At 58.7% G+C, this 18311-nt stretch carries 19 protein-coding genes; 8 read left to right on the forward strand and 11 right to left on the reverse strand.

Annotated features, from left to right (window positions below):
* The first annotated feature begins 40 nt into the window (after window positions 1-40).
* A complete protein-coding gene (locus ACT3SP_RS01000) occupies window positions 41-1105 on the forward strand; it encodes an LLM class flavin-dependent oxidoreductase (RefSeq protein ID WP_444585368.1) in 1065 nt (354 codons plus the stop codon).
* 133 nt (window positions 1106-1238) lie between these two features.
* Here the strand turns inward: ACT3SP_RS01000 and ACT3SP_RS01005 are convergent, their stop codons facing one another.
* Both ACT3SP_RS01005 and ACT3SP_RS01010 read right to left on the reverse strand, forming a co-directional pair.
* Entirely contained in the window at window positions 1239-1826 is a 588-nt protein-coding gene (locus ACT3SP_RS01005) for a hypothetical protein (protein WP_444585369.1), read from the reverse strand.
* A gap of 41 nt (window positions 1827-1867) precedes the next feature.
* Window positions 1868-2455: a hypothetical protein gene (locus ACT3SP_RS01010; RefSeq protein ID WP_444585370.1), complete on the reverse strand. Its 588-nt coding sequence runs from the start codon at window positions 2453-2455 to the stop codon at window positions 1868-1870.
* A gap of 172 nt (window positions 2456-2627) precedes the next feature.
* On the opposite strand from ACT3SP_RS01010, the gene ACT3SP_RS01015 reads away from it, so the two are divergent.
* The gene (locus ACT3SP_RS01015) at window positions 2628-3740 is read left to right on the forward strand and encodes a hypothetical protein (RefSeq protein ID WP_444585371.1); all 1113 of its coding nucleotides are present in this window, start codon (window positions 2628-2630) and stop codon (window positions 3738-3740) included.
* Between the two features lie 90 nt (window positions 3741-3830).
* Here ACT3SP_RS01015 and ACT3SP_RS01020 read toward each other — a convergent pair whose 3' ends face one another.
* Window positions 3831-4136 (reverse strand): hypothetical protein, encoded by a 306-nt coding sequence (locus tag ACT3SP_RS01020; RefSeq protein ID WP_444585372.1) that lies wholly within the window; start codon window positions 4134-4136, stop codon window positions 3831-3833.
* The gene (locus tag ACT3SP_RS01025) at window positions 4133-4813 is read right to left on the reverse strand and encodes a recombinase family protein (protein ID WP_444585373.1); all 681 of its coding nucleotides are present in this window, start codon (window positions 4811-4813) and stop codon (window positions 4133-4135) included. The genes ACT3SP_RS01020 and ACT3SP_RS01025 overlap by 4 nt, the downstream gene beginning before the upstream one ends.
* 373 nt (window positions 4814-5186) lie before the next feature.
* On the opposite strand from ACT3SP_RS01025, the gene ACT3SP_RS01030 reads away from it, so the two are divergent.
* On the forward strand, window positions 5187-6335 hold the full coding sequence (locus tag ACT3SP_RS01030) for an ImmA/IrrE family metallo-endopeptidase (RefSeq protein ID WP_444585374.1): 1149 nt from the start codon (window positions 5187-5189) through the stop codon (window positions 6333-6335).
* Complete coding sequence (locus ACT3SP_RS01035; protein ID WP_444585555.1) at window positions 6335-6817, forward strand: DUF4411 family protein; 483 nt, start codon at window positions 6335-6337, stop codon at window positions 6815-6817. Before ACT3SP_RS01030 ends, ACT3SP_RS01035 begins: the two co-directional genes overlap by 1 nt.
* Window positions 6818-6885: 68 nt before the next feature.
* Here ACT3SP_RS01035 and ACT3SP_RS01040 read toward each other — a convergent pair whose 3' ends face one another.
* Together ACT3SP_RS01040 and ACT3SP_RS01045 are read right to left on the reverse strand one after the other, a co-directional pair.
* Window positions 6886-8505, reverse strand: a complete 1620-nt coding sequence (locus ACT3SP_RS01040; protein ID WP_444585375.1) for an FtsK/SpoIIIE domain-containing protein — start codon at window positions 8503-8505, stop codon at window positions 6886-6888.
* A 52-nt stretch (window positions 8506-8557) separates the two neighbouring features.
* Window positions 8558-9631, reverse strand: coding sequence for a hypothetical protein (locus tag ACT3SP_RS01045; RefSeq protein ID WP_444585376.1), 1074 nt, complete (start codon window positions 9629-9631; stop codon window positions 8558-8560).
* Window positions 9632-10091: 460 nt separating this feature from the next.
* Here ACT3SP_RS01045 and ACT3SP_RS01050 point away from each other — a divergent pair, with 460 nt between their 5' ends.
* Window positions 10092-10382 (forward strand): hypothetical protein, encoded by a 291-nt coding sequence (locus ACT3SP_RS01050; RefSeq protein WP_444585377.1) that lies wholly within the window; start codon window positions 10092-10094, stop codon window positions 10380-10382.
* Between the two features lie 237 nt (window positions 10383-10619).
* Window positions 10620-11171, forward strand: coding sequence for a hypothetical protein (locus tag ACT3SP_RS01055; RefSeq protein ID WP_444585378.1), 552 nt, complete (start codon window positions 10620-10622; stop codon window positions 11169-11171).
* Window positions 11172-11937: 766 nt separating this feature from the next.
* Here the strand turns inward: ACT3SP_RS01055 and ACT3SP_RS01060 are convergent.
* From ACT3SP_RS01060 to ACT3SP_RS01075, 4 genes are all read right to left on the reverse strand, one after another.
* Window positions 11938-12210 carry a hypothetical protein gene (locus ACT3SP_RS01060; RefSeq protein WP_444585379.1) on the reverse strand — a complete coding sequence of 91 codons (273 nt, stop codon included), beginning with the start codon at window positions 12208-12210 and terminating at the stop codon, window positions 11938-11940.
* 437 nt (window positions 12211-12647) lie between these two features.
* Window positions 12648-12977: a hypothetical protein gene (locus ACT3SP_RS01065; RefSeq protein WP_444585380.1), complete on the reverse strand. Its 330-nt coding sequence runs from the start codon at window positions 12975-12977 to the stop codon at window positions 12648-12650.
* Between the two features lie 9 nt (window positions 12978-12986).
* Window positions 12987-13511 (reverse strand): hypothetical protein, encoded by a 525-nt coding sequence (locus ACT3SP_RS01070; RefSeq protein ID WP_444585381.1) that lies wholly within the window; start codon window positions 13509-13511, stop codon window positions 12987-12989.
* Window positions 13512-13646: 135 nt separating this feature from the next.
* Window positions 13647-15113 (reverse strand): recombinase family protein, encoded by a 1467-nt coding sequence (locus ACT3SP_RS01075; protein ID WP_444585382.1) that lies wholly within the window; start codon window positions 15111-15113, stop codon window positions 13647-13649.
* A gap of 39 nt (window positions 15114-15152) precedes the next feature.
* Here ACT3SP_RS01075 and ACT3SP_RS01080 point away from each other — a divergent pair, with 39 nt between their 5' ends.
* Window positions 15153-15308 (forward strand): hypothetical protein, encoded by a 156-nt coding sequence (locus ACT3SP_RS01080; protein ID WP_444585563.1) that lies wholly within the window; start codon window positions 15153-15155, stop codon window positions 15306-15308.
* An 87-nt stretch (window positions 15309-15395) separates the two neighbouring features.
* Here ACT3SP_RS01080 and ACT3SP_RS01085 read toward each other — a convergent pair whose 3' ends face one another.
* On the reverse strand, window positions 15396-15980 hold the full coding sequence (locus tag ACT3SP_RS01085) for a hypothetical protein (RefSeq protein WP_444585383.1): 585 nt from the start codon (window positions 15978-15980) through the stop codon (window positions 15396-15398).
* 428 nt (window positions 15981-16408) lie between these two features.
* Between ACT3SP_RS01085 and ACT3SP_RS01090 the strand changes: the two genes are divergently transcribed.
* Window positions 16409-18241 carry an ABC transporter family substrate-binding protein gene (locus ACT3SP_RS01090; RefSeq protein ID WP_444585384.1) on the forward strand — a complete coding sequence of 611 codons (1833 nt, stop codon included), beginning with the start codon at window positions 16409-16411 and terminating at the stop codon, window positions 18239-18241.
* The last annotated feature ends 70 nt before the right edge of the window (window positions 18242-18311 follow it).

Genomic DNA, 18311 nt, shown 5'->3' on the forward strand with positions numbered 1-18311 from the left:
CCAGCTAGTCGCGTTTTCAACTATCGGTTAGGCTGAGGCCATGCGAGCCTTCGGATTCCTCAGCTTCGGTCACTACGGCGGCAGCCCCGCACAGGGCGGCCTCTCCGCACGCCAGATGCTCCACGACGCGGTCGACATCTCCGTCGGCGCCGACGAGCTCGGCGTCAACGGCGCCTACTTCCGCGTTCACCACTACGCGCGGCAGGCCGCCTCCCCCATGCCCCTGCTGGCGGCGGTCGCCGCACGCACCCGGCGCATCGAGGTGGGCACGGGCGTGATCGACATGCGCTACGAGAACCCGCTGTACCTCGCCGAGGAGGCCGCCGCCCTCGACCTCCTCGCCGACGGCCGGGTCGCGCTGGGCATCTCCCGCGGGGCGCCCGAGGCGGCCGACCGCGGCTGGGAGTCCTTCGGCTACACCGGTTCGACCGATCCGCGCGGAGCGGACATCGCCATGTCGAAGTTCGAGGTGTTCCTCCAGGCCATCCAGGGCCGACCGATGACCCGCGCCGCCGCGCAGCCGTACATGTCCGACGCCGCCCCGCACGCCCCGCTGCGCATCGAGCCGCAGTCCGAAGAGCTCATCCGCCGCATCTGGTGGGGCGCCGGCTCCCGCGGGACCGCCGAGCGCACGGGGGCCCAGGGCCTGAACCTCATGAGCTCGACCCTGCTCACCGAGGCCACCGGCGCCGCCTTCGGCGACCTCCAGGCCGAGCAGATCGACGTGTACCGCGAGGCGTTCCGCGCCGCCGGCCACGCACACACCCCGCGCGTCTCCGTCTCCCGCAGCGTCTTCCCGATCGTCACCGAGCAGGACCGCCGTCTGTTCGGCATGCGCCCGGGCGAGGACTCGGACCAGATCGGCATCATCGACGACACCCGCTCGACCTTCGGCCGCTCGTACACCGGCGAGCCGGACCAGCTGATCGACCAGCTGACGGCCGACGCAGCCGTGATGAGCGCCGACACCCTCATGCTCACCATCCCGTCCCAGTTGGGTGTTGCTTATTGTACATCCATCCTCGAGTCGTTCGCGAAGCATGTCGCACCGTCGTTGGGGTGGAGGCCGAACTGGGAGGGGCCGGTCGAAGGGACTGCCGTCTAAGCGGTCCGGGTGTACGCCTGAACATTCCCGCGCAACCGCCGTGTTCTGCCGTGAGTCTGCGGTCTACCGCTGTCTACACGCACTACAAAGGCCGCACCGATTGAACGATGCGGCCTTTGCGATTGATGTGGCGTTACGGCGTGAACTTCGGCAAGACCTCGTCCGTGATGAACTGCTCCGCAACAGACTCATCTACGCCTTCATCCATTGAACTCGAGCTCGATCCAGACCGAGAGAACGACTGAAGCCCCGCAGTCATGCCGTCTGCCGAAACAGTAACGCCTGCGTTGCCCTGCGGATCGTCATCGCCCGCCGCCACGGAGATGTTGAAGTTCATCTCCACGTTGCTCCCAGAGTCATCTTCGTAGAACGCTTTCGCCTGGCATCGGATCGTTGCAGGCTTCGAGTCAGCCTCGGGAAAGTATTCGTCTCCCCATCCGCCATTCTCTGCGTACTTCTCGTCTTCGTATCCGAATTGTGCATCCGCCGGCACATCGAGCTGTAGCTTCTCGTACACGTCTTCAATACTCCCGAAGACTTGCTCGCACATCCCTTCAACGTTGTCGGCGTTGATCGACGAGATGCTTGTTCCTTCGCTTGCCTGTGACTGTTCCTCTGTATCGTCTGCATTGACCTCTGCCGGACCGTTTGAGCATGCCACAAGTGATGATGCAAGTGTTACCGCTCCAACAAGTGCGAGCGAGCGATGTAAAGTCCTCAAAGTTCATCCTTCCGATGTGACGCTTGATGCTGAGATGTGAGTCATGGCTGGAACTTCGGCAACACATCGTCCTTCAAGAACTGTGCGAGAACTTCGTCCTCGGGTAAGTCGGACGTCTGCAATGTCATACCTGCACTCATGTCTTCCGACCGTTCGCTCACTTCATTAACGCCGCTCGGATCGCCCTGGCCAGCCGCGACATTGATGTGCACGGACTCTGCGTCCTCTGCCTGTTCGCTAGCCGTGGCGTGACAACTGAAAGTTGCGGCAGTGGACCCAACTTGCTCTTCGTAGGATTCCGTCCATTCGCCATATGCGTCCATGTCAATGTCAGCAGTATCCACGTCGAGGCTTGACAACACTTCGTCTACTTCGCCGAGGATGCTCGTGCACAGTCCGTCAATGTTGTCTTCGGTGAGCATGCTAAAAGTGACAGTGCTCCCGTCGAAGGGTTCATCTTGTTGCTGCGATTCTTCGGCATCTTCTTCCGCGCCGCCCTGATCGCTCGCTTGGGACTGATCCTCTGTGTCGTCTGCGTTGACTTCCTGCGATCCTCCGCCACATGCTGCGAGTGTCGAGGCGAGGGTGACTGCACCGAAGAATGCTGCGATGCGTTTCGTGGCTACCAACTGCTGTCCTATCGTCGTGGGTCGTTGCCTGATTCGACGCTACAAGGACATTTGCGAGCTCCGGCCGCATGTACAGGCCCTCATACAAGCCCGCACAAGCCCGAACAGGGTGTGCGCAGCTCCGTGGGGCCGCATACGATGGTGCGTAGTTCGATGACGTAGCCGAGGACGCATGGGAGTGGGCGGGTTGAGTCGGGATCGTGGCGATGAGCCGCAGGCACAGGATACGTACGACAGTGTTGTCGGTGATCTGCGCGAACTCCGCGTGAGCGCGGGCGTCATACCCTATGCGGAGATTGCCCGGCGAATCGGGCGGCACCGCGGCCTAGTGAAAGGTGATGGCGCCAATCATGCACCTGCGCGATCCACGGTCTATGATGCATTCCGACTGGGACGCAGCCGACTTAATGCTGACCTTGTTGGGGAAATTGTTCAGGCATTAGGTGAAGACGAGCAATCCATTCGCCTGTGGAAACATCGCTGCTATCAAGCGCAAGCATCGTGTGAACGTAATGATGATCGCCAGGCAATATCCTCTCCGGATCGGGCTGAACCGACGGTCGATACTGAACCCCAGAAATCGCATCGCTCGCGGTACATCTACATCACCGTTGTGATGCTCGCATGTTTGCTTCTGAATGCTTTCGGACACGCTATAGTCGGCAAGCTTCATCTTGCTTTGTTCCTTGACATGGTCGGCACTGCGGCGGCAGCGATCATGTTGGGACCGTGGTACGGAGTTGCAATCGCGCTGCTCGGCAACGCAACCGGTATGGCGATTCACGGGTACATGGCGCTTCCATTCGCATTGGTGAACGCAGCCGGAGCGCTGGTGTGGGGATACGGTGTGCGACGGTCCACCTGGGGGTCGACACTCACTCAATTCTTCCGTTTGAACCTCGCGGTGGCGGTTGTGTGCACCATCGTCGCGGTCCCAATCTTAATGTTGGGCTTCCACGGCGGAACTGGTCACGAATCGGATCAGCTGACTCACACCTTTACATCTTCCGGTCAAAACATGCTGTTCGCGGTTCTCTTCTCCAACGGGATTACGTCGGTCCTTGACAAGCTAGCCACGGGATTCATTGCTCTCATCATCATTCAAGGGTGCGTGTCTCGAATGAAGACGGTTGATCCAGCCTTCTCGACTCCGGTTGACAACTTCTTCCGGTCTTCTGACCGATCGACACTTCCAATCGTGTGGCCCGCACGCCTCTACTCTGCGATCTACGCCCACACTTTCCGCACCCACACATTCGCACGTAGTTGTGGTGTTCTACCGTGAGTCTGCGGTCTACCGCCGTCTACATGCACTACAAAAGCCGCATCGAGTGAACGATGCGGCTCTTGGGGTTTTTCGTGCGGGAAGCTTCAGTCACGCCTCCTTCTTGGGTGTTGCCTTGAAGTCACCCATCGGTGTGATGTTGCGGAAGGCCGGGAAGCACACGGTGATGATCACTGCGAGTAGGATCGCTAAGATCCATCCGTAGGGCATGACGAGCGTGCCGTAAGCTCCGATTGCAGCCCAAACGAGTGTCCGTGGGAAAGCCCGGAGGACGATCCCGGCTACGAACATGATCGGGGCTAGCAGGATGAAGTAGTCGATTCCGGTGTAGACCCAGAATGCGCAACCGATGAGTGTGAGGATGACTGCGAGCTTGTGGTTCTTGATCCATTTCATGACGGATCGTCCTCCTTGTCGTTCTCGATTGTCTTGACAGCCTTGACGATGAGCGACTTGCTAACGGTTTCGGGCTTACCGTTCTTGTCGAATCGGTCCTTGGACAGTTCATTTGCGATTCGCCCGTAGCCCATCTTTTTGGTGCGCATGTCTTTGATTCGCAGCATGTCCGTGTCGGTGAGCTTGCGTGGTCGTCCTAGCTGCACCCCCTCGACTTCCTTGAGGTACTTCAGCTTGGCCTTGGTCGCGCTTCGTACTCGTTCGCGGTAGAGCGATGCGCCCAGTGCCTCGGCGGCGATTTGGAAGAGCTGCATCGTGTCGGTAGCGATGAATCGTGTGTAGCGACCGTCCGTTGTGGTGAATCCGATGCCTTGCTGATTGAGCGCGTCGAGTCCGTTCTGAAGCCCGAGGAAGTCCCTTGAGATTCGGGATGCGTCGACTACGACGAGTTCGAGGTTGTCCTTTTCGTGCTGTTGCGCGATGAATTCCTGTAGCGCGAGCCAGCCTTCACCCTTCACAAGGTTGATTGATCCTGAGACGCCGCGGTCGATGAAGATGTTGCCGTGCTCCACTCCGCATTTGGTCAGGGCGTCAATCTGCTGTTCGATGGTCTGTTCTTTGCCCGACTCCTTCTTGTCGGTGCTCACGCGTGCGTAACCGATTTTTACCGTGTCCATGGGTGTCTCCTGTGCCGTTTTGAGGTGCGTGGTTTATGCACCGTTTCTTATATCGTTTTGGGCGTTTGCTCACCGGTCTGACGCAACGGGTGAGTATTCGAGCGTTAGATGTACGCTCCGTAGGGACCCGACAACGGAAGCTCTGAGCGTCACGGTCGGCGTAACCAAACCCCTGCCCGCTACAGGCCGCGCGATCTGTGGCGAGAACGAGCACGGCGGACGCGGCAGCGCGAGAGTGCGGCGGGCCAGCGCAGAGCACGAGGCGCGCGACCGTCAGATGCACGCCCACCAACCACCTCGGCGCGGCTCTGGCACCGGCGGCGCCGGTGGACTAAGATCGAGGAAACGCCCGCCCGCCCTAAAGGAGCTCCGAATGTCCAAGGTGGACGTCGCGCCCTCTATACTCCGCTGGGCACTTGATCGCGCTGATCTCAACCCAGAAACAAGACGTTATGCCCGCTTCGAGCAATACGCGTCTGGCGAAAAAGTTCCGACGGTCAACCAACTCGAAGAGTTCGCGGCCGCGACCCACGTTCCTTTCGGCTACCTCTTTCTCCCAGAGCCGCCGAAAGAGGAGGTCCCTATTCCGGACTACCGAACTCTCGGAGATGCTGGAGTAGGCGAACCTAGCGCGAACCTTCTCGACGTCATCTATGAGGCTCAGATGCGCCAGGAGTGGTATCGAGAGTACGCCCGGTCGCAAGATGCAGACCCAATCGAGTTTTTCGGTTCCGCCTCGCTTAACGACTCGCCGCTAGAAGTTGCTGAACAGATCCGCGCGGCCTTGGACTTTACGATGGAGCGCCGTGGGCGATTCGGCACATGGGAGGAGTCATTGCGGTATCTGATCGACGCCGTGGAGGACACCGGCGTGCTAGTGATGGTCAGCAGCGTGGTTGGAAACAACACTCACCGAAGCCTAAGCGTCGACGAGTTCCGGGGATTTACTCTTGGCGATCCTTACGCTTCCGTAACATTCGTAAACGGCGCTGACACCAAATCAGCGCAGATGTTTACTCTCATGCACGAACTTGCGCACGTCTGGATGGGCGAGAGCGGCATTTCTGACGAGGATATGAAATCTCCGAGTAAGCTCGCGAATGAGCGATGGGCGAACTCCGTCGCGGCCGAGGTTCTAGTCCCGCTATCCGAGCTCCGCGGGGAGTATCAAGGTTCTTTGAACGCGGCTGAGGTATCGCGGCTCGCCAAGCACTTCAAAGCCAGCACGCTTGTCGTCATACGAAGAATTCGAGACGCACAACTAGTGAACTGGGACACTTACATCTCGCACTACCGCGCCGAAGAAACGCGGCTTAAGGAATTGGCCGTGAAGAAAAAACAGCAGGGCTCAGGTGGCGACTATTACAACACGCGTCCGTTGCAGGTTGGACAGCAATTCTCTCGCGCCGTCATTGTCGACGCTTACGAAGGGCGTACTTTGTATCGAGATGCATTTCGACTATTGGGAACAGTGAAGGCGAGCACGTTCGATGGTCTAGCGAAGAAGCTCGGGGTGGCGTGATGTACCTCCTTGATGCGAACATCTTCATCCAGTCAAACCGCGCGCACTACGGTCTAGACTTCGTACCAGCCTTTTGGGACTGGCTCGACCGCAATTACGCGGCGGGGAAGCTTCAGTCCATCAAGAAGGTGGGCGCGGAAATTGCAGCTGGTAATGATGACCTAACTACGTGGGCAGCCCAGCGCCCAAGCCTGTTCGTCGACCTCGATGGTGCCTGTGGGCCCCACCTAACGGCCGTCGCGGCCTGGGCGACCGGCCATCACTTCACCCCGGCCGCGATCAACGAATTCTTGGGTGTAGCGGATTACCAACTCGTCGCATACGCGCGGGCCCATAAAATGACAGTTGTGACGATGGAGAAGCCCGATCCTCAGCGCAAAAAGAAGATCAAGATTCCCGACGCATGTAACGCTATGGGAGTCGCGTGGGCAGGGCCATTCGACATGCTCCGTACCGAGAAGGCTTCATTCGTGCTCAAGTAGCCGCACTCTCGTAACGAAGCCCGCCTCCTTGCGAGAGACGGGCTTCATCGTTTGTTGTGGGGTGTGGGTCAGGCATTCACCTCCTCGTCATCGTTCAAGTCAGGAAGGCCTGTTAGGTCTTCCTCGAGATTGATTGACGTTGCATCCGACTGTTCGGGCTTGTCAACTTCGGCGGGTTCAGGTAGCGATGGAATGCCGCCGAAGAGATCGTCATCCTCCTTTGGGTAGTTCTTGATGACTTCAATGAGGTCATCGTCACTGGTGTAGGCAAAGCGAACTTTCACAGGGTCGCCGGTCTCCTGCTTCGAGAAACCGATACCTGCGTACTTGTACCCGTTCGCCTTGTTTGATGCAGGGATCGCAGTCGAGTCGAAGCCTCGTTCCGCCGCCTTTTCACCAAGGAACATGTCATTAAGGTAGACACTGTCCTGTCGGAGGACGATTACGTTAGCGAAGTTCACTCGCATACGGCCAAGTAGCTCCTTGTCGGCCGACTGTGTAGCCGCGACCACGTAAATGCCGAGTGATCGTCCCTTAGCGAGGATTCCCGTCAACTGTGAAGCTGTAGCCGCTCCCGGCTTGCCCAAATTTTTGAGCGAGAGCAACAGGTCAAGCAACTCGTCGATGACAAGGACAACCATCGGTGTTTCAGTGGTTGCATCGAGGCTGCGCTTCAAGTCACCCTTTTCAACATCAATCGTGGTTGACCGTGAACGGTTGTTCATGAGTTCGTACACGTGGGAGATCAATTCTTGAGCCTCCTCGGTGTCCTGCACGACATCCTCAAATACTGATGTTTCTCGATACGCTTTCAGTTCGCTCATCTTCGGGTCGATCCCGTAGAACTTCACGCGATCCTGTTCCCAGAAGCGCAGAAGCTGAAGGATCATTGCGTGGATTACTGAACCCTTACCTCCACCTGTGCCCGCAAATACGAGCGTGTGGTGCATAGGAACCGTGAAGATGTTGCCGCTCTGTGTAACTGCGCAAGGGAGCGCGCTGGGTGTCTTTGCCGGGTTGTCTTTAAATAGCTCCGATCCGTACTTTTGACCAACGAGCGGGTCTTCGGCATCGCTCTTGTGTGCAATGATGCTCATGGTGTAGTTGTCCGCTGTGTTGATTCGTTGGGTCTCACGGAGTCCGAGTTGCGCCTTCACTCGGCCTTCCAGATTCTCAATCTCCTTTCGGTCGTGGCCGTCGAGCTTCATGTCAATTCGGTAGTGCTCTTCGAGGTCACCGACAACATTGTCAGCCGCGTGCGGTGCGCGAACAGTGATGCACTTAGCTGCGGCTGCAACTTGTGCCCGAGCGTTGAGCTTGCGTGTTCTCGATACCGGGTTTCGCTTGATCGAAGCACGTACGGCGCGAGGGAATGGCGAAAGCCATGCGAATTGTGCGCCTCCCTTCTTGCCTTCATCGCGGTCATTGATGTACTGATTAGCGGGTGCGTACATCTCGCAAATGTCAGGCTGAGCAAGTAGTTCACGCTTGATTTTGAACAAGCTTCGAGGTGTTCGAGTGGTGAGCCGGCGGATGAGTCCAAGCACGTATGGCGTGCCGAAACGCACCACACAGGCAAGGGCCACAAGCCCGATCAAGATGAATGGGACGTAGGGTTTAGCAGCTTGCAGGAATGGGATGAATGGGCCGAATAGGCCTGAGAGTAGGGTTTCGAGTGCATCTAACATTGTTCATTTACCTCCGTTGCATCGTGTGGATGCTTGTGTGAGTGAGTGCCCGTCACCTAGTTTGGACACGCACTCTGTTGTTGCGTCGCAGTGGGTCACCGTCGCGGTTGCAGATGGGTAGTACAGTCAGCTTCCCGGAGCTAAACAGCCCGTAGTCACCTGCTGCATCAACCTTGCGGAGCAGTGTTTCGACGCCTGAGCCGATGGTGAAATACACCGCTCGGGCGTACACGTAGGGCTTTTCGAGTTCGGCCTTGAGCGTGGCTAGGATCGAATCGTAAGCTTCCCAAGACTTCTTGTTCAGTTCGACTTCAACGAGTAGGTTCTGTGCCTTCTGCTTACGATCCTTGTCAAGGTTGATGACTAGATCAGGCTGGTGAACGTACTTGAGTTTCGAGCCTTCACGTCGTGGGTAGCCGATTGTGTATAGGACGGGGTGTGCTTGGAGCAGGTCGCTTAATGCGATTCGTCCGTCTTGTGCTTCCTTGAAAGCACGCTGTAGCAGTTCAACTCGAAGCTTGCCGTAATCGTTGCTCTTGCCTTGCTTCTTGTTCTCGCTCAGCTTGCGCTGCACGGGTGTGAACGCTGCTCGCATTTCGTGTTCGCTGACGAGTTGTTCAAGTTCAACAGGCTCAACTCCGAGTGATTCTTCGAAGAATCCTTCAGGCGACGCGAACTGTGCGGCAACGTGAGCGATCATCCGGTAGTGCTTTAACCGTTCGAGACTGATGCCGTCGAGTGATGCTTCGTGTGTCAGGTCGTAGTCGAACTCGCGGGCGTAAGCTACACCGAGTTTTGTGAGCCCGTATGATGTGACTCCTGAGACTGCGTCACGAAATTTGGCGAGTGAGTCAAGGTTGTAAAGCTTGCGTAGGTATTGCTCAGTGCCTCTCACTGTCATGAGTTCGCCGCCTGTGCTGATGCGGCTTGGTTGGCTTCGGTTGAGGATTGACAATGCTTCACTGTCGACTCCGGGGAACATTCCGATGAATGCGAGCAGTCGTGCATTGCTTTCGGTAACGCGTCCTCGTGGTGTTCCAAGTCGTACGCTTTTGGGCTTTGAAGGTGTCTCGTTGCTGTCGAGTTCGGGAAGCTTGAAGTCGTTTTCGATGTTTGGCAGGGACATGTTTACTCCTACGACGATGGGTTGTGGTCGTAGGGTTTATATCGGAGCGGTTCGATGTTGAACGCGATGCAGAGCTTACGTGCTGTCTCGACACAAGTTGGGCGATCGCTACTGGCATCGAGTTTGTTTCGAGACTTCCCGATGCAGAGGTTTTCACACCTCGAGAACAAATGTTGGTCTTCCTCATAAAGGAAGCCCCAACAGTTACTAGCCCTAACTTTGGACTACCGCCGCGGCTGCTCCGAAGGCTTCCCTAAGACTCCGAAAGCCTCCTCGAAGACTTCCCAAAGAGTGGTCCACTAGCCAGCTAAAGAATTCTAAAAGTATTCCAGAACTCCTCTAGAGAACTCCAGCAAGCCAGAGTACTCCAGAGAACTCCAAGCAGTCCACTAGCAGTCCTCTAGCAGAATTCCGCCAGCAGTCAGCCTCACCAGTGGCCTTCGCTTGGTAGGCTCGTGGCATGGATGAGATGAGTGAGCACAGTGAGCTGGGACTGCGTGTGATCAGCACGCTCGACGCATGGAACCTCGCGGAGGAGTCACCTGTTGCCTCTGTGGAGGATTGCAAAGCTTTCATCGCTGGTGTTTGGCTGATGCTGGTTGCTGGCGACCTGGAGTATCCGGATGGATCTGCCCCGATTGAGGCTGCGGCCAAAGTCATTGATTGGAAGTTTCAAGATCCCACTGGCGACATGGGCGAGCTTGCGAGGTTGCTGACTGTGTTTGCTGAGCGTTGGCGAGCGGCTGCCTGACGCTGGATTGTAGAGCCTGGATCTCTACTCGATATGATTCTTTCGTTGTGATCGGAGGTCAGTCTGGTTCGCAACATTGAATGTCTTCTTGCACTTTGGGCATTCGTGTGGATCGAAACGGCCCGTAGTTTTCTGGATGAACTGCGGGCCGTTTTTAGTGCAAGAGTGAGATGTGGAATCCTCGTTGACCGTCGATATGATCCATTGAATGTAATTCACACGAAATGGAGGACGGCAATGAACAGGGACAAGTTGTCTAAGAAGGCAAAGCGGATTGCTCAGGCACATGCGAAGCAAGATGTTCCGCCTGCTTTGATTTGGTTGATTTCCCCGCCCGAACTTGGGATCAATGAGTGCTATGTTTGCTACCGTCTCGCCGAGGGTCAGTCGCGTGTCGTTGTCAAGCAACCCCTGCCGGTGACGTTTGCCGAGTGGGAGAGGTATGTGCGTTTCCAGTCGCAGTTCAAGAGGGGCGGCAGTCGGAAGGTCGCAGCTCACGATGAGAACAGAAAGAAGAAGAGGTATTTGGCCCGCACTTCGGAGTCGATGGCGAATAGGCACGCGGATTGGAGCATCCCGCCTCGTGACATTTGGGTTTTGCCGGCCACTGATTTAGGTCCTGATCATTACCGTGTTTGCTACAGGTTGGGCAAGGGCGGTGCAAGGGTTGTCATTGATGAACCTGTGGTTGCGACTGAGGCCATGTGGAATGAGTATTGCCGTAAGCAGTCTAAGTACATGCCCGGCTATCGTCGTCGCGTTGAAGAGGCGTTGGCGAAGACGGCCTGATTCGTTTTCCGATATGTGTGTCCATAACGTTCCGACCGCGTTGATTTTGCTTCGGTCGGATGTTGCAATTTCAATGCGGTCGGGACGTTTTCTTAGTTTGGCCTTCGGGCTGATCTTGACAACTGAATATAGCCACAGCATGACGTGTTCGATCCAACTCCATTATTAGGATCTATACAACGACCGAACACCGGCTTCGGACGAATGCGCCATGCTCTGCGATTAAAGCCCCACGGACGTTCTCCAGGCGGGGGGCACGGTTTCGCGGATCTCATGAGACTCGGTAAAGTGCAAGAGCCGGGTGCAACAAACAACGCTAGGTAGCGCATGTGATTGTGGGCAACGTAAGGAGGCCGTGAAAGCGGTTGTCGATAGGTGGTGATCGACCCTCTTGCACCCCCAACTTCGAGTTGGGGTCTTTGATACACCTCTACCTAATGCACAGGATCGTGCGTTCTCTCTTTTTCTTGTTGGACCTAGTCTCGTCGTTGAGGCTGGGTCCTTTTGTTTGCGCTCTTCGAGTTCCTTTGGGCTGCTTGAGCTGTGCAAAACTGTGGTGCGTGCTTGCTTAGGAGTCTGCGCACCAGCACAGTAACTGCATTTTCCGAACGGAACCACGGTCCAATGGGTTTCCGTGTCGTTCGTTCTCTAGGTCGCTAAAACGGCAGCTATGAGCCACGCCTATTCGTGGCTTGTAGCTGACGCTCTCAGGACGCAGTTTCGCTTGCTACGGAATCTGCGGCTTTCGTGTGTCTCAGGAGTTGAATCAGCCGTGGAGCGGGGCTGCTGCTTCTAGCGCCTTGGCAATTGCCGGGTCATACTGCTCGGGCGCTAGTGCTTGGCCGTCGACTTCAATGCCGGCGATGTATCCGAGGACGAACGCTTGCTCGAAGTCAGTCGGTCCTTGGCCTTTGGTTCGCTGGACGTGCTCGTTGAGCTTGGTTGAGATGATCGCCAGCTTGGCAGCCTGGGGGTTGATGTCTCCTGGTGCGCCTGGCTGGGGGCCGTCTGGGATGTTGAACTCTGTGTTTTCAGTCATCTGTCGAGTGTAACGGTGACTGCGGTCCTAGTGGTCGCTGTCTGTCATGCGGACCTGTCGGCCGACGTCTGCACTCGTTGTTTGAGTGTCCTGGGTGGGTTGACAGCTACTAGTCTCGTGATGTAGTTCCATCCATGACAACGAACACGAACACGAAGTCCACCGCCCCTTCTACTGACGATGTTGTCTTTGACCGCGCTGAAGTTTCGCGTGTTGTGTCTTTGATTCGTCATGAACTGTCTGTGCTTGCTCAGGATGCTGATCGTAAGCGTCCCCTGTATTCGAAGTCTGTCACTGAGGCTGTGGCTCGTCGTGATGCTTCGTTTAAGTCGTTGACGGAGTTCGCTTCGCATTTGGACTCGATGAAGCGGGGCTGACTACACGTACACTGGCCCGCGTGAGCAACAAGTCTCACGCGGGCTTTGTAGTTTCTGTGTTCATGTGTTCGGGTCGCCTCGAACGATGCGTGGTTGGCGGTTCCACGGGAGGGACGATCCTCGTTCTTTCGGATCTGGGTTGTTCCTGCGCTTCTCTTGGTGTTGCTCTACGTATTCTTCGTAGAACATCAGCTCATCGGGTCCGAAGGGAACGTACTCAAGTAGGTAGTAGTACATGCGCCCGTATAGCTCGTCTAGTTCCTCGCTGTCACCTTCGATGGTGCGTGTCATTCCCCAGGCTGCACTGAGTTCACGTTCGAGTGCGTAGATCTGCTCGACGAGTAGTCGTAGGTCGCGATGCGGCGTGTCCAAGTTGTTGAACGCCCGCATTGTGGCTCTTCAAGTGGCTGTTGCTGACCGGTTTGCTTCGCGCTCTTCTGCGATGGTTGTCATGTGAGTGTCAACGTGCTTCGGAAGTTTCACATGGGTGATGACTGCCGGAACTGTCTTTTTGTTGACCTTCTTGGAGACGAACCACTTCTTCACGTGTACGGGTGATTGTTTCGCCTCTGAGAGGATTTGCTCGACTGTTTCCTTCGCTTTTGCGTTGTCGTCTACGTCTGCGAGAGCGGATGCGGTCAGCTTCTGGAGTTCAACCTTCGCGGTCTTCTGCTTTTCCGCTGCGTCGTCTAGCTCTTTCCGTACGTTTTTGATTGCCTCGCGTACATCGACCTCTTCGATCAGCACGCTCAACGATTTTTGGAAGTCGGGAGATGATACGAGCGCGGTTTCAAATGGCTTGTATGCGTCTTGGTCGACCTGTGTGGCATCTTCGATGTCATGCAACTTCGCGTAAAGGTAGCGCAGGTCGCTGGTGGTTGTGACTTCGTCTGTTTTGAGGTCTGTCACTTTGTAGATCGCCATGTGTCGCGCTCCTGTACGTCTCAACAGTCAGTCTCTGCGGTCTAACGGTAGTGCCACGCCTGTGTGCACACATCGTTGCCTTTTGCGTGTCTGCCGCTCGCTCCGCAGTCTACTGCACGTGATGTGTGGCTGCCCTTAGCTCCGCCACACGATTTCGATTCGTTCGAGGAGAGCTTTGCCCCAGCCTGCTCGTCCTCGTTTGCCTTTGTGGATGACTACCGTGTCGATTTCGTTCTGCATCATGAGTTTCTTTCGTGCGATGTCCTCCTCTGAGTCATCCTTGTGTATCCCTGAGTCGGCATTGTCTATGAGTGATTGCACGAATGCTGTCGCGTCACTTCGGGTGACAGGTTCGGCCTGTTTCGCGTAGTGGTCGTCTCTTTCGGTGCGTAGAACTTGTCGTTTCTGGTCGAGTTCGTCTACCTGTGGGAAGACAATTTCGCCTGAGAGTGACCCCGCTTGGTATGCGCTCATGAGTTCGTCTATTTGGGTGTTGGTCCGGTCGAGTTCGTCCTGTCTCGGCCAGTCAGTGTCCGGTTTTTGTTCTTTGTTCGAGTCGCTCGCCTCGGACTTTTGCATCCGATCAAATAGTCGCCTGTACAGCATGGATTGCACGTATATTTCGAGCTTCTTGGCTGTGATGATGTTGTGGCCGTTGCCTGGCTTGCACCCGTAGGTTGGTGTGTCTGTGAGCTGTCCGTACATCTTGCCACCGCAGACGCCGCAGCGTACTTTTCCTGACAGGTACCACGTGCCCTGTCGGACCTTCTTGATGCTCCGTTGTCTGAGCATGACGAGTGCGTCTTCACGATCTTTGAGTGTGATGATTGCTTCCCATTCGCCCATAACGAGTTCGCCCGTAGCGTCTCGTAGGGGTTCGCGGTGGTAGGTTCGCACTCCGGCGGTGCGCCAGCCGACTAGCACCCTGTTTATGGTCTGCCAAGGCCATTCAGCATTGCCCGCTGCTGTCTTGATGCCTGCGCGTTCCCACTCTTGTCGTATCTGCGTGACGGAAGCACCTTGTTTGAGCTTTTCGACTGCCGCTCGTATGTGTGTGGCTTCGGGCTCCCGGATTGTGAGTCCGTCGTCTTCCCAGCCAAATGCGCGTTGCCGTTGGAGCTTGGGTTTACCTTGAAGCGCGCGGTGGAGGGATGCGGCTCGTTGGCGTTCTGCGATCCTGTCGGACTCTGCTGCGTCTACTGATGCTTTGATCCTTGCGACCATGCGGCCGTCGCTTGTTGAGAGGTCATCGTCTCCCGAGGCGACTGTGTGGATGACAACTGCTGATTGCTCGTGGAGTTGTATGAGGTCCTCGAGTTCGAGCATCCGTCTGGTGAGTCGCGAGTTGGAGTAGGCAAGTAGGTGGTGGAAGTTCCCGACTCTCGCGTCTGCAATCATTTGTTTGTAGGCGGTTCGCTGTTTTGTGTCTGATGTCCTGTCGGAAGCGCCTATGTCGTTGTCTGTGTACACCTCGACGACGTTTAAGTGGAGACGGTCGGCAAGCTCGCGGCACAGTCGTTCTTGTCGCTCTACGCCTTCCCCGTCCCCTTCGGCATCGCGACTGATCCTGCAGTAGATGGCTGCATCTTTGCTCGCGCTCACGTTTGCTCCGTCCTCTGACCACTCTTTAATACATGCTAAGTGATCCCGAACCAGGCGGGCGTGGACCTCAACCTCCACATCCTGGAGAGCTTCGCGCAGCACGTCGCGCCGGCGCTGGGCTGGAGGCCGAACACGGAGGGGCCCGTCGTCGGCGACCCCGTCGGCGCGCCGACGCCCGGCACGGACGAGGTCTGAGACCCCGCTGCGGAGGGAAGCGCGGCCGGCCGGACAGGCCGACGCGGCGCGCCGCGCCGGGCCGGTCCGTTCGGCGCCCCGCGTCGGTCAGAGCTCGGCGGCCGTCCGCAGCCCCCACAGCGCCCAGACCCCGGCCAGCACCAGCAGCCCCGGGGGCACGATGCTGATCGCGCTCCTGATCGGCGCCTTCCCTCCGCTCTCTCCGCGCTCCCCGCTCCCGGAGGGGCGCGGCGTCTCCTGCCGCCAGCGGGCGAGGGCGTCCACGACGGTCTGCACGGACGCGGGGACGTGCCGCTCCACGTGCAGCCGGCGCCTCTCGTCCCGGCGCACCCTCCGACCGGCGCTCGGCAGCGCCCAGACGCCATGGGCCCTCCCGTCCTCCGCGTGGACAGTGAGACCGAGGCGGACGTCGAGACGGTCGATGCGGGAGAACGGGATCGTGGTGGTGCGGGCGATGCCCACGATGGTGAGCGCCTCGGGGGCGAGGACGACCCGGGGACGCAGGTAGCACACCCACGCCACCGCCGCGAGCACGGCGGGGAGGCCCAGGAGGGCGGGCACGCGCTCGAGGGGGATCTGGATGACCATCAGCAGCGCCGCGAGCACGGCCGCAGCCAGCGCGAGCGCTGCGACCACCGGCGCGCGGCCGTTCCGCAGCACCAGTGGGCGCACGGGGTCAGCGGACTCCCCCGAGGATCCACGTGGCGCATCCTCCGGTCCGTCACGGGGCTCCGACCGGTGCATGACCCGAGTCTAGGGCCCTGTCACGGTGGCACCGCCTGCCCATCGCCGCGCCGCCCCGCGTCCGGACACGGCACCTGCCCCACGCGCCGCCCCCGCCCGGCGCTCAGGGCATCCTCGACCGGCATTCCCGAGCTCCCCGACCTCATGGACCGGGCCTCCCGATGCCATCCCCCCACAATCACGAACTGGTAACGAAAGGCCATGCGTCGTCAGGACGGTGGTCCCCGGGAGCATTCGATCCCTAGAGTCGGGGCACCCCATACCGAGAGAACCGACCTTCCGCAAGTCGTGATCACGCCTCGACCACGAGGCACGGTCACCCATCGCCCTCGACGTCGAGCACACCAGGAGCAGACATGAGAAGACGAGAATTCGGAGCGGGGGTCGCGGTCACCGCCGCGGCCATGATCGCCGCGTCCTGCACACCGCCCGGCGAGGACGACGACAACGGCGGCGACGGTGGTGCCGGCAGCGTCCTGAACATCGGCTGGAACGAAGCGTTCCGCAGCATGAACACGGAGACCACCAACGGCAACGCCGTCTCCAACTCGATCATCACCTACATGATGAACGACAACTTCGGCTACTACGACGACCAGCTCGAGGTCCAGCCCGGAGCACTCGGGACGATCGAGCAGGTCTCCGAGGACCCCCTCCAGATCAAGTACACCTTCGCCGACGACGCGACCTGGTCGGACGGGACCCCCGTCGACGCCGCGGACATCGTCCTGCAGTGGGCCGGGATCTCCTCGAACTTCAACACCGAGGAGGAGGGCGACGTCGAGGACGAGCGCGATGACGAGGGAGAGCTCGAGGACCTCTCCGAGGGCTCGGTCTTCTTCGACGCGGCCAGCCCCGGCGCAGCGCTGATCACGGACTTCCCGGAGATCTCCGAGGATCGCAAGGAGGTCACCTTCACCTACTCCCGGAACTTCGCCGACTGGGACGTGGAGCTCGGCTTCGGTGCGGACGGCGTGGGCGTGCCCGCGCACATCACCGGCAAGCTCGCCCTGGGCGAGGAGGATCCGGAGGCCGCGAAGCAGGCGGTGCTCGATGCGATCGAGAACGAGGACAACGCCGCCCTGTCCGAGATCGCGAACGCCTGGAACACGGGCTTCAACTTCACCTCGATGCCCGAGGACACGGATCTCATCGTCCACAACGGTCCGTACAAGATGGTCGACTTCGTCGAGGGCCAGTACCTCACCCTCGAGCGGGAGGAGAACTACTCCGGCCCCACCGAGGTGGGCGTCGACCAGATCACCGTCCGCATCAACGGCGATCCGATGGCCTCGGTGCAGGCCATCGAGAACGGTGAGCTGGACATGATCCAGCCGCAGGCCACGGCCGACGTCCTCTCCGCCGCGGAAGCCATCGACGGCGTGACCGTGGACGGGGGCGAGGGTGCCACCTACGAGCACTTCGACCTGACCTTCGACAACGGCGGTCCGTTCGACCCCGAGACCTACGGCGGGGACGAGGAGACGGCCAAGCTCGTGCGCCAGGCGTTCCTCAAGACGCTCCCGCGCGAGCAGATCCTCGAGACGATCATCCAGCCCCTGAACCCGGACGCCACGCTGCGCAGCTCCTTCACGATGGCTCCGGGCTCGCCGATGTACGACCCGATCGTGGCGGGCAACGGGATGGACGAGGAGTTCCCCGGCAGCGACCCCGACGCCGCGCGGGCGCTGCTGGAGGAGGCCGGCGTCGAGTCGCCGGCGGTGCGCGTGCTCTACGACGACACCAACGAGCGCCGTGTCCAGCAGTTCACCCTGATCAAGGAGCAGGCGGAGGCCGCCGGCTTCGAGATCATCGATGAGGGCGACGTGAACTGGGGCTCGCGCAGCGGCGACGGCACCTACGACGGATTCCTCTTCGGCTGGCAGGCCACGAGCACCGGCGTCACCTCGTCCGATGCGAACTACCGCTCCGGGCAGCAGAACAACTACGGCGGGTACTCGAACGAGGAGGTCGACGAGCTCTTCGACGAGCTCCAGGTCGAGCTCGACGAGGACCGCCAGCTCGAGATCCTCACCGAGGTGGAGAAGCATCTGGTCGACGACGCCTTCGGGGTGGTCCTCTTCCAGCACCCGCAGCTGACGATCTATCGGGACCGGGTGGAGAACGTCTCGAACACGACGGTCTCGCCGACGATGTTCTGGAACTACTGGGAGTGGCAGGTCAGCTGAGCCCCACCGCGTCTCGTGAGATCGAGACGTCGGCCGCCCTCCCGGGGACGACCGCGGCACGCCCGGCGAG

Origin of the sequence: Brachybacterium sp. AOP43-C2-M15, from assembly GCF_052446295.1 — a bacterium.
GTDB lineage: Bacteria > Actinomycetota > Actinomycetes > Actinomycetales > Dermabacteraceae > Brachybacterium.

Bases quoted from the DNA above. Each gene is read 5' to 3' on its own strand.
- ACT3SP_RS01000 (WP_444585368.1), top strand. From the start codon at position 41: ATGCGAGCCTTCGGATTCCTCAGCTTCGGTCACTACGGCGGCAGCCCC.
- ACT3SP_RS01015 (WP_444585371.1), top strand. From the start codon at position 2,628: ATGGGAGTGGGCGGGTTGAGTCGGGATCGTGGCGATGAGCCGCAGGCA.
- ACT3SP_RS01020 (WP_444585372.1), bottom strand. From the start codon at position 4,136: ATGAAATGGATCAAGAACCACAAGCTCGCAGTCATCCTCACACTCATC.
- ACT3SP_RS01025 (WP_444585373.1), bottom strand. From the start codon at position 4,813: ATGGACACGGTAAAAATCGGTTACGCACGCGTGAGCACCGACAAGAAG.
- ACT3SP_RS01030 (WP_444585374.1), top strand. From the start codon at position 5,187: ATGTCCAAGGTGGACGTCGCGCCCTCTATACTCCGCTGGGCACTTGAT.
- ACT3SP_RS01035 (WP_444585555.1), top strand. From the start codon at position 6,335: ATGTACCTCCTTGATGCGAACATCTTCATCCAGTCAAACCGCGCGCAC.
- ACT3SP_RS01040 (WP_444585375.1), bottom strand. From the start codon at position 8,505: ATGTTAGATGCACTCGAAACCCTACTCTCAGGCCTATTCGGCCCATTC.
- ACT3SP_RS01045 (WP_444585376.1), bottom strand. From the start codon at position 9,631: ATGTCCCTGCCAAACATCGAAAACGACTTCAAGCTTCCCGAACTCGAC.
- ACT3SP_RS01050 (WP_444585377.1), top strand. From the start codon at position 10,092: ATGGATGAGATGAGTGAGCACAGTGAGCTGGGACTGCGTGTGATCAGC.
- ACT3SP_RS01055 (WP_444585378.1), top strand. From the start codon at position 10,620: ATGAACAGGGACAAGTTGTCTAAGAAGGCAAAGCGGATTGCTCAGGCA.
- ACT3SP_RS01060 (WP_444585379.1), bottom strand. From the start codon at position 12,210: ATGACTGAAAACACAGAGTTCAACATCCCAGACGGCCCCCAGCCAGGC.
- ACT3SP_RS01065 (WP_444585380.1), bottom strand. From the start codon at position 12,977: ATGCGGGCGTTCAACAACTTGGACACGCCGCATCGCGACCTACGACTA.
- ACT3SP_RS01070 (WP_444585381.1), bottom strand. From the start codon at position 13,511: ATGGCGATCTACAAAGTGACAGACCTCAAAACAGACGAAGTCACAACC.
- ACT3SP_RS01090 (WP_444585384.1), top strand. From the start codon at position 16,409: ATGAGAAGACGAGAATTCGGAGCGGGGGTCGCGGTCACCGCCGCGGCC.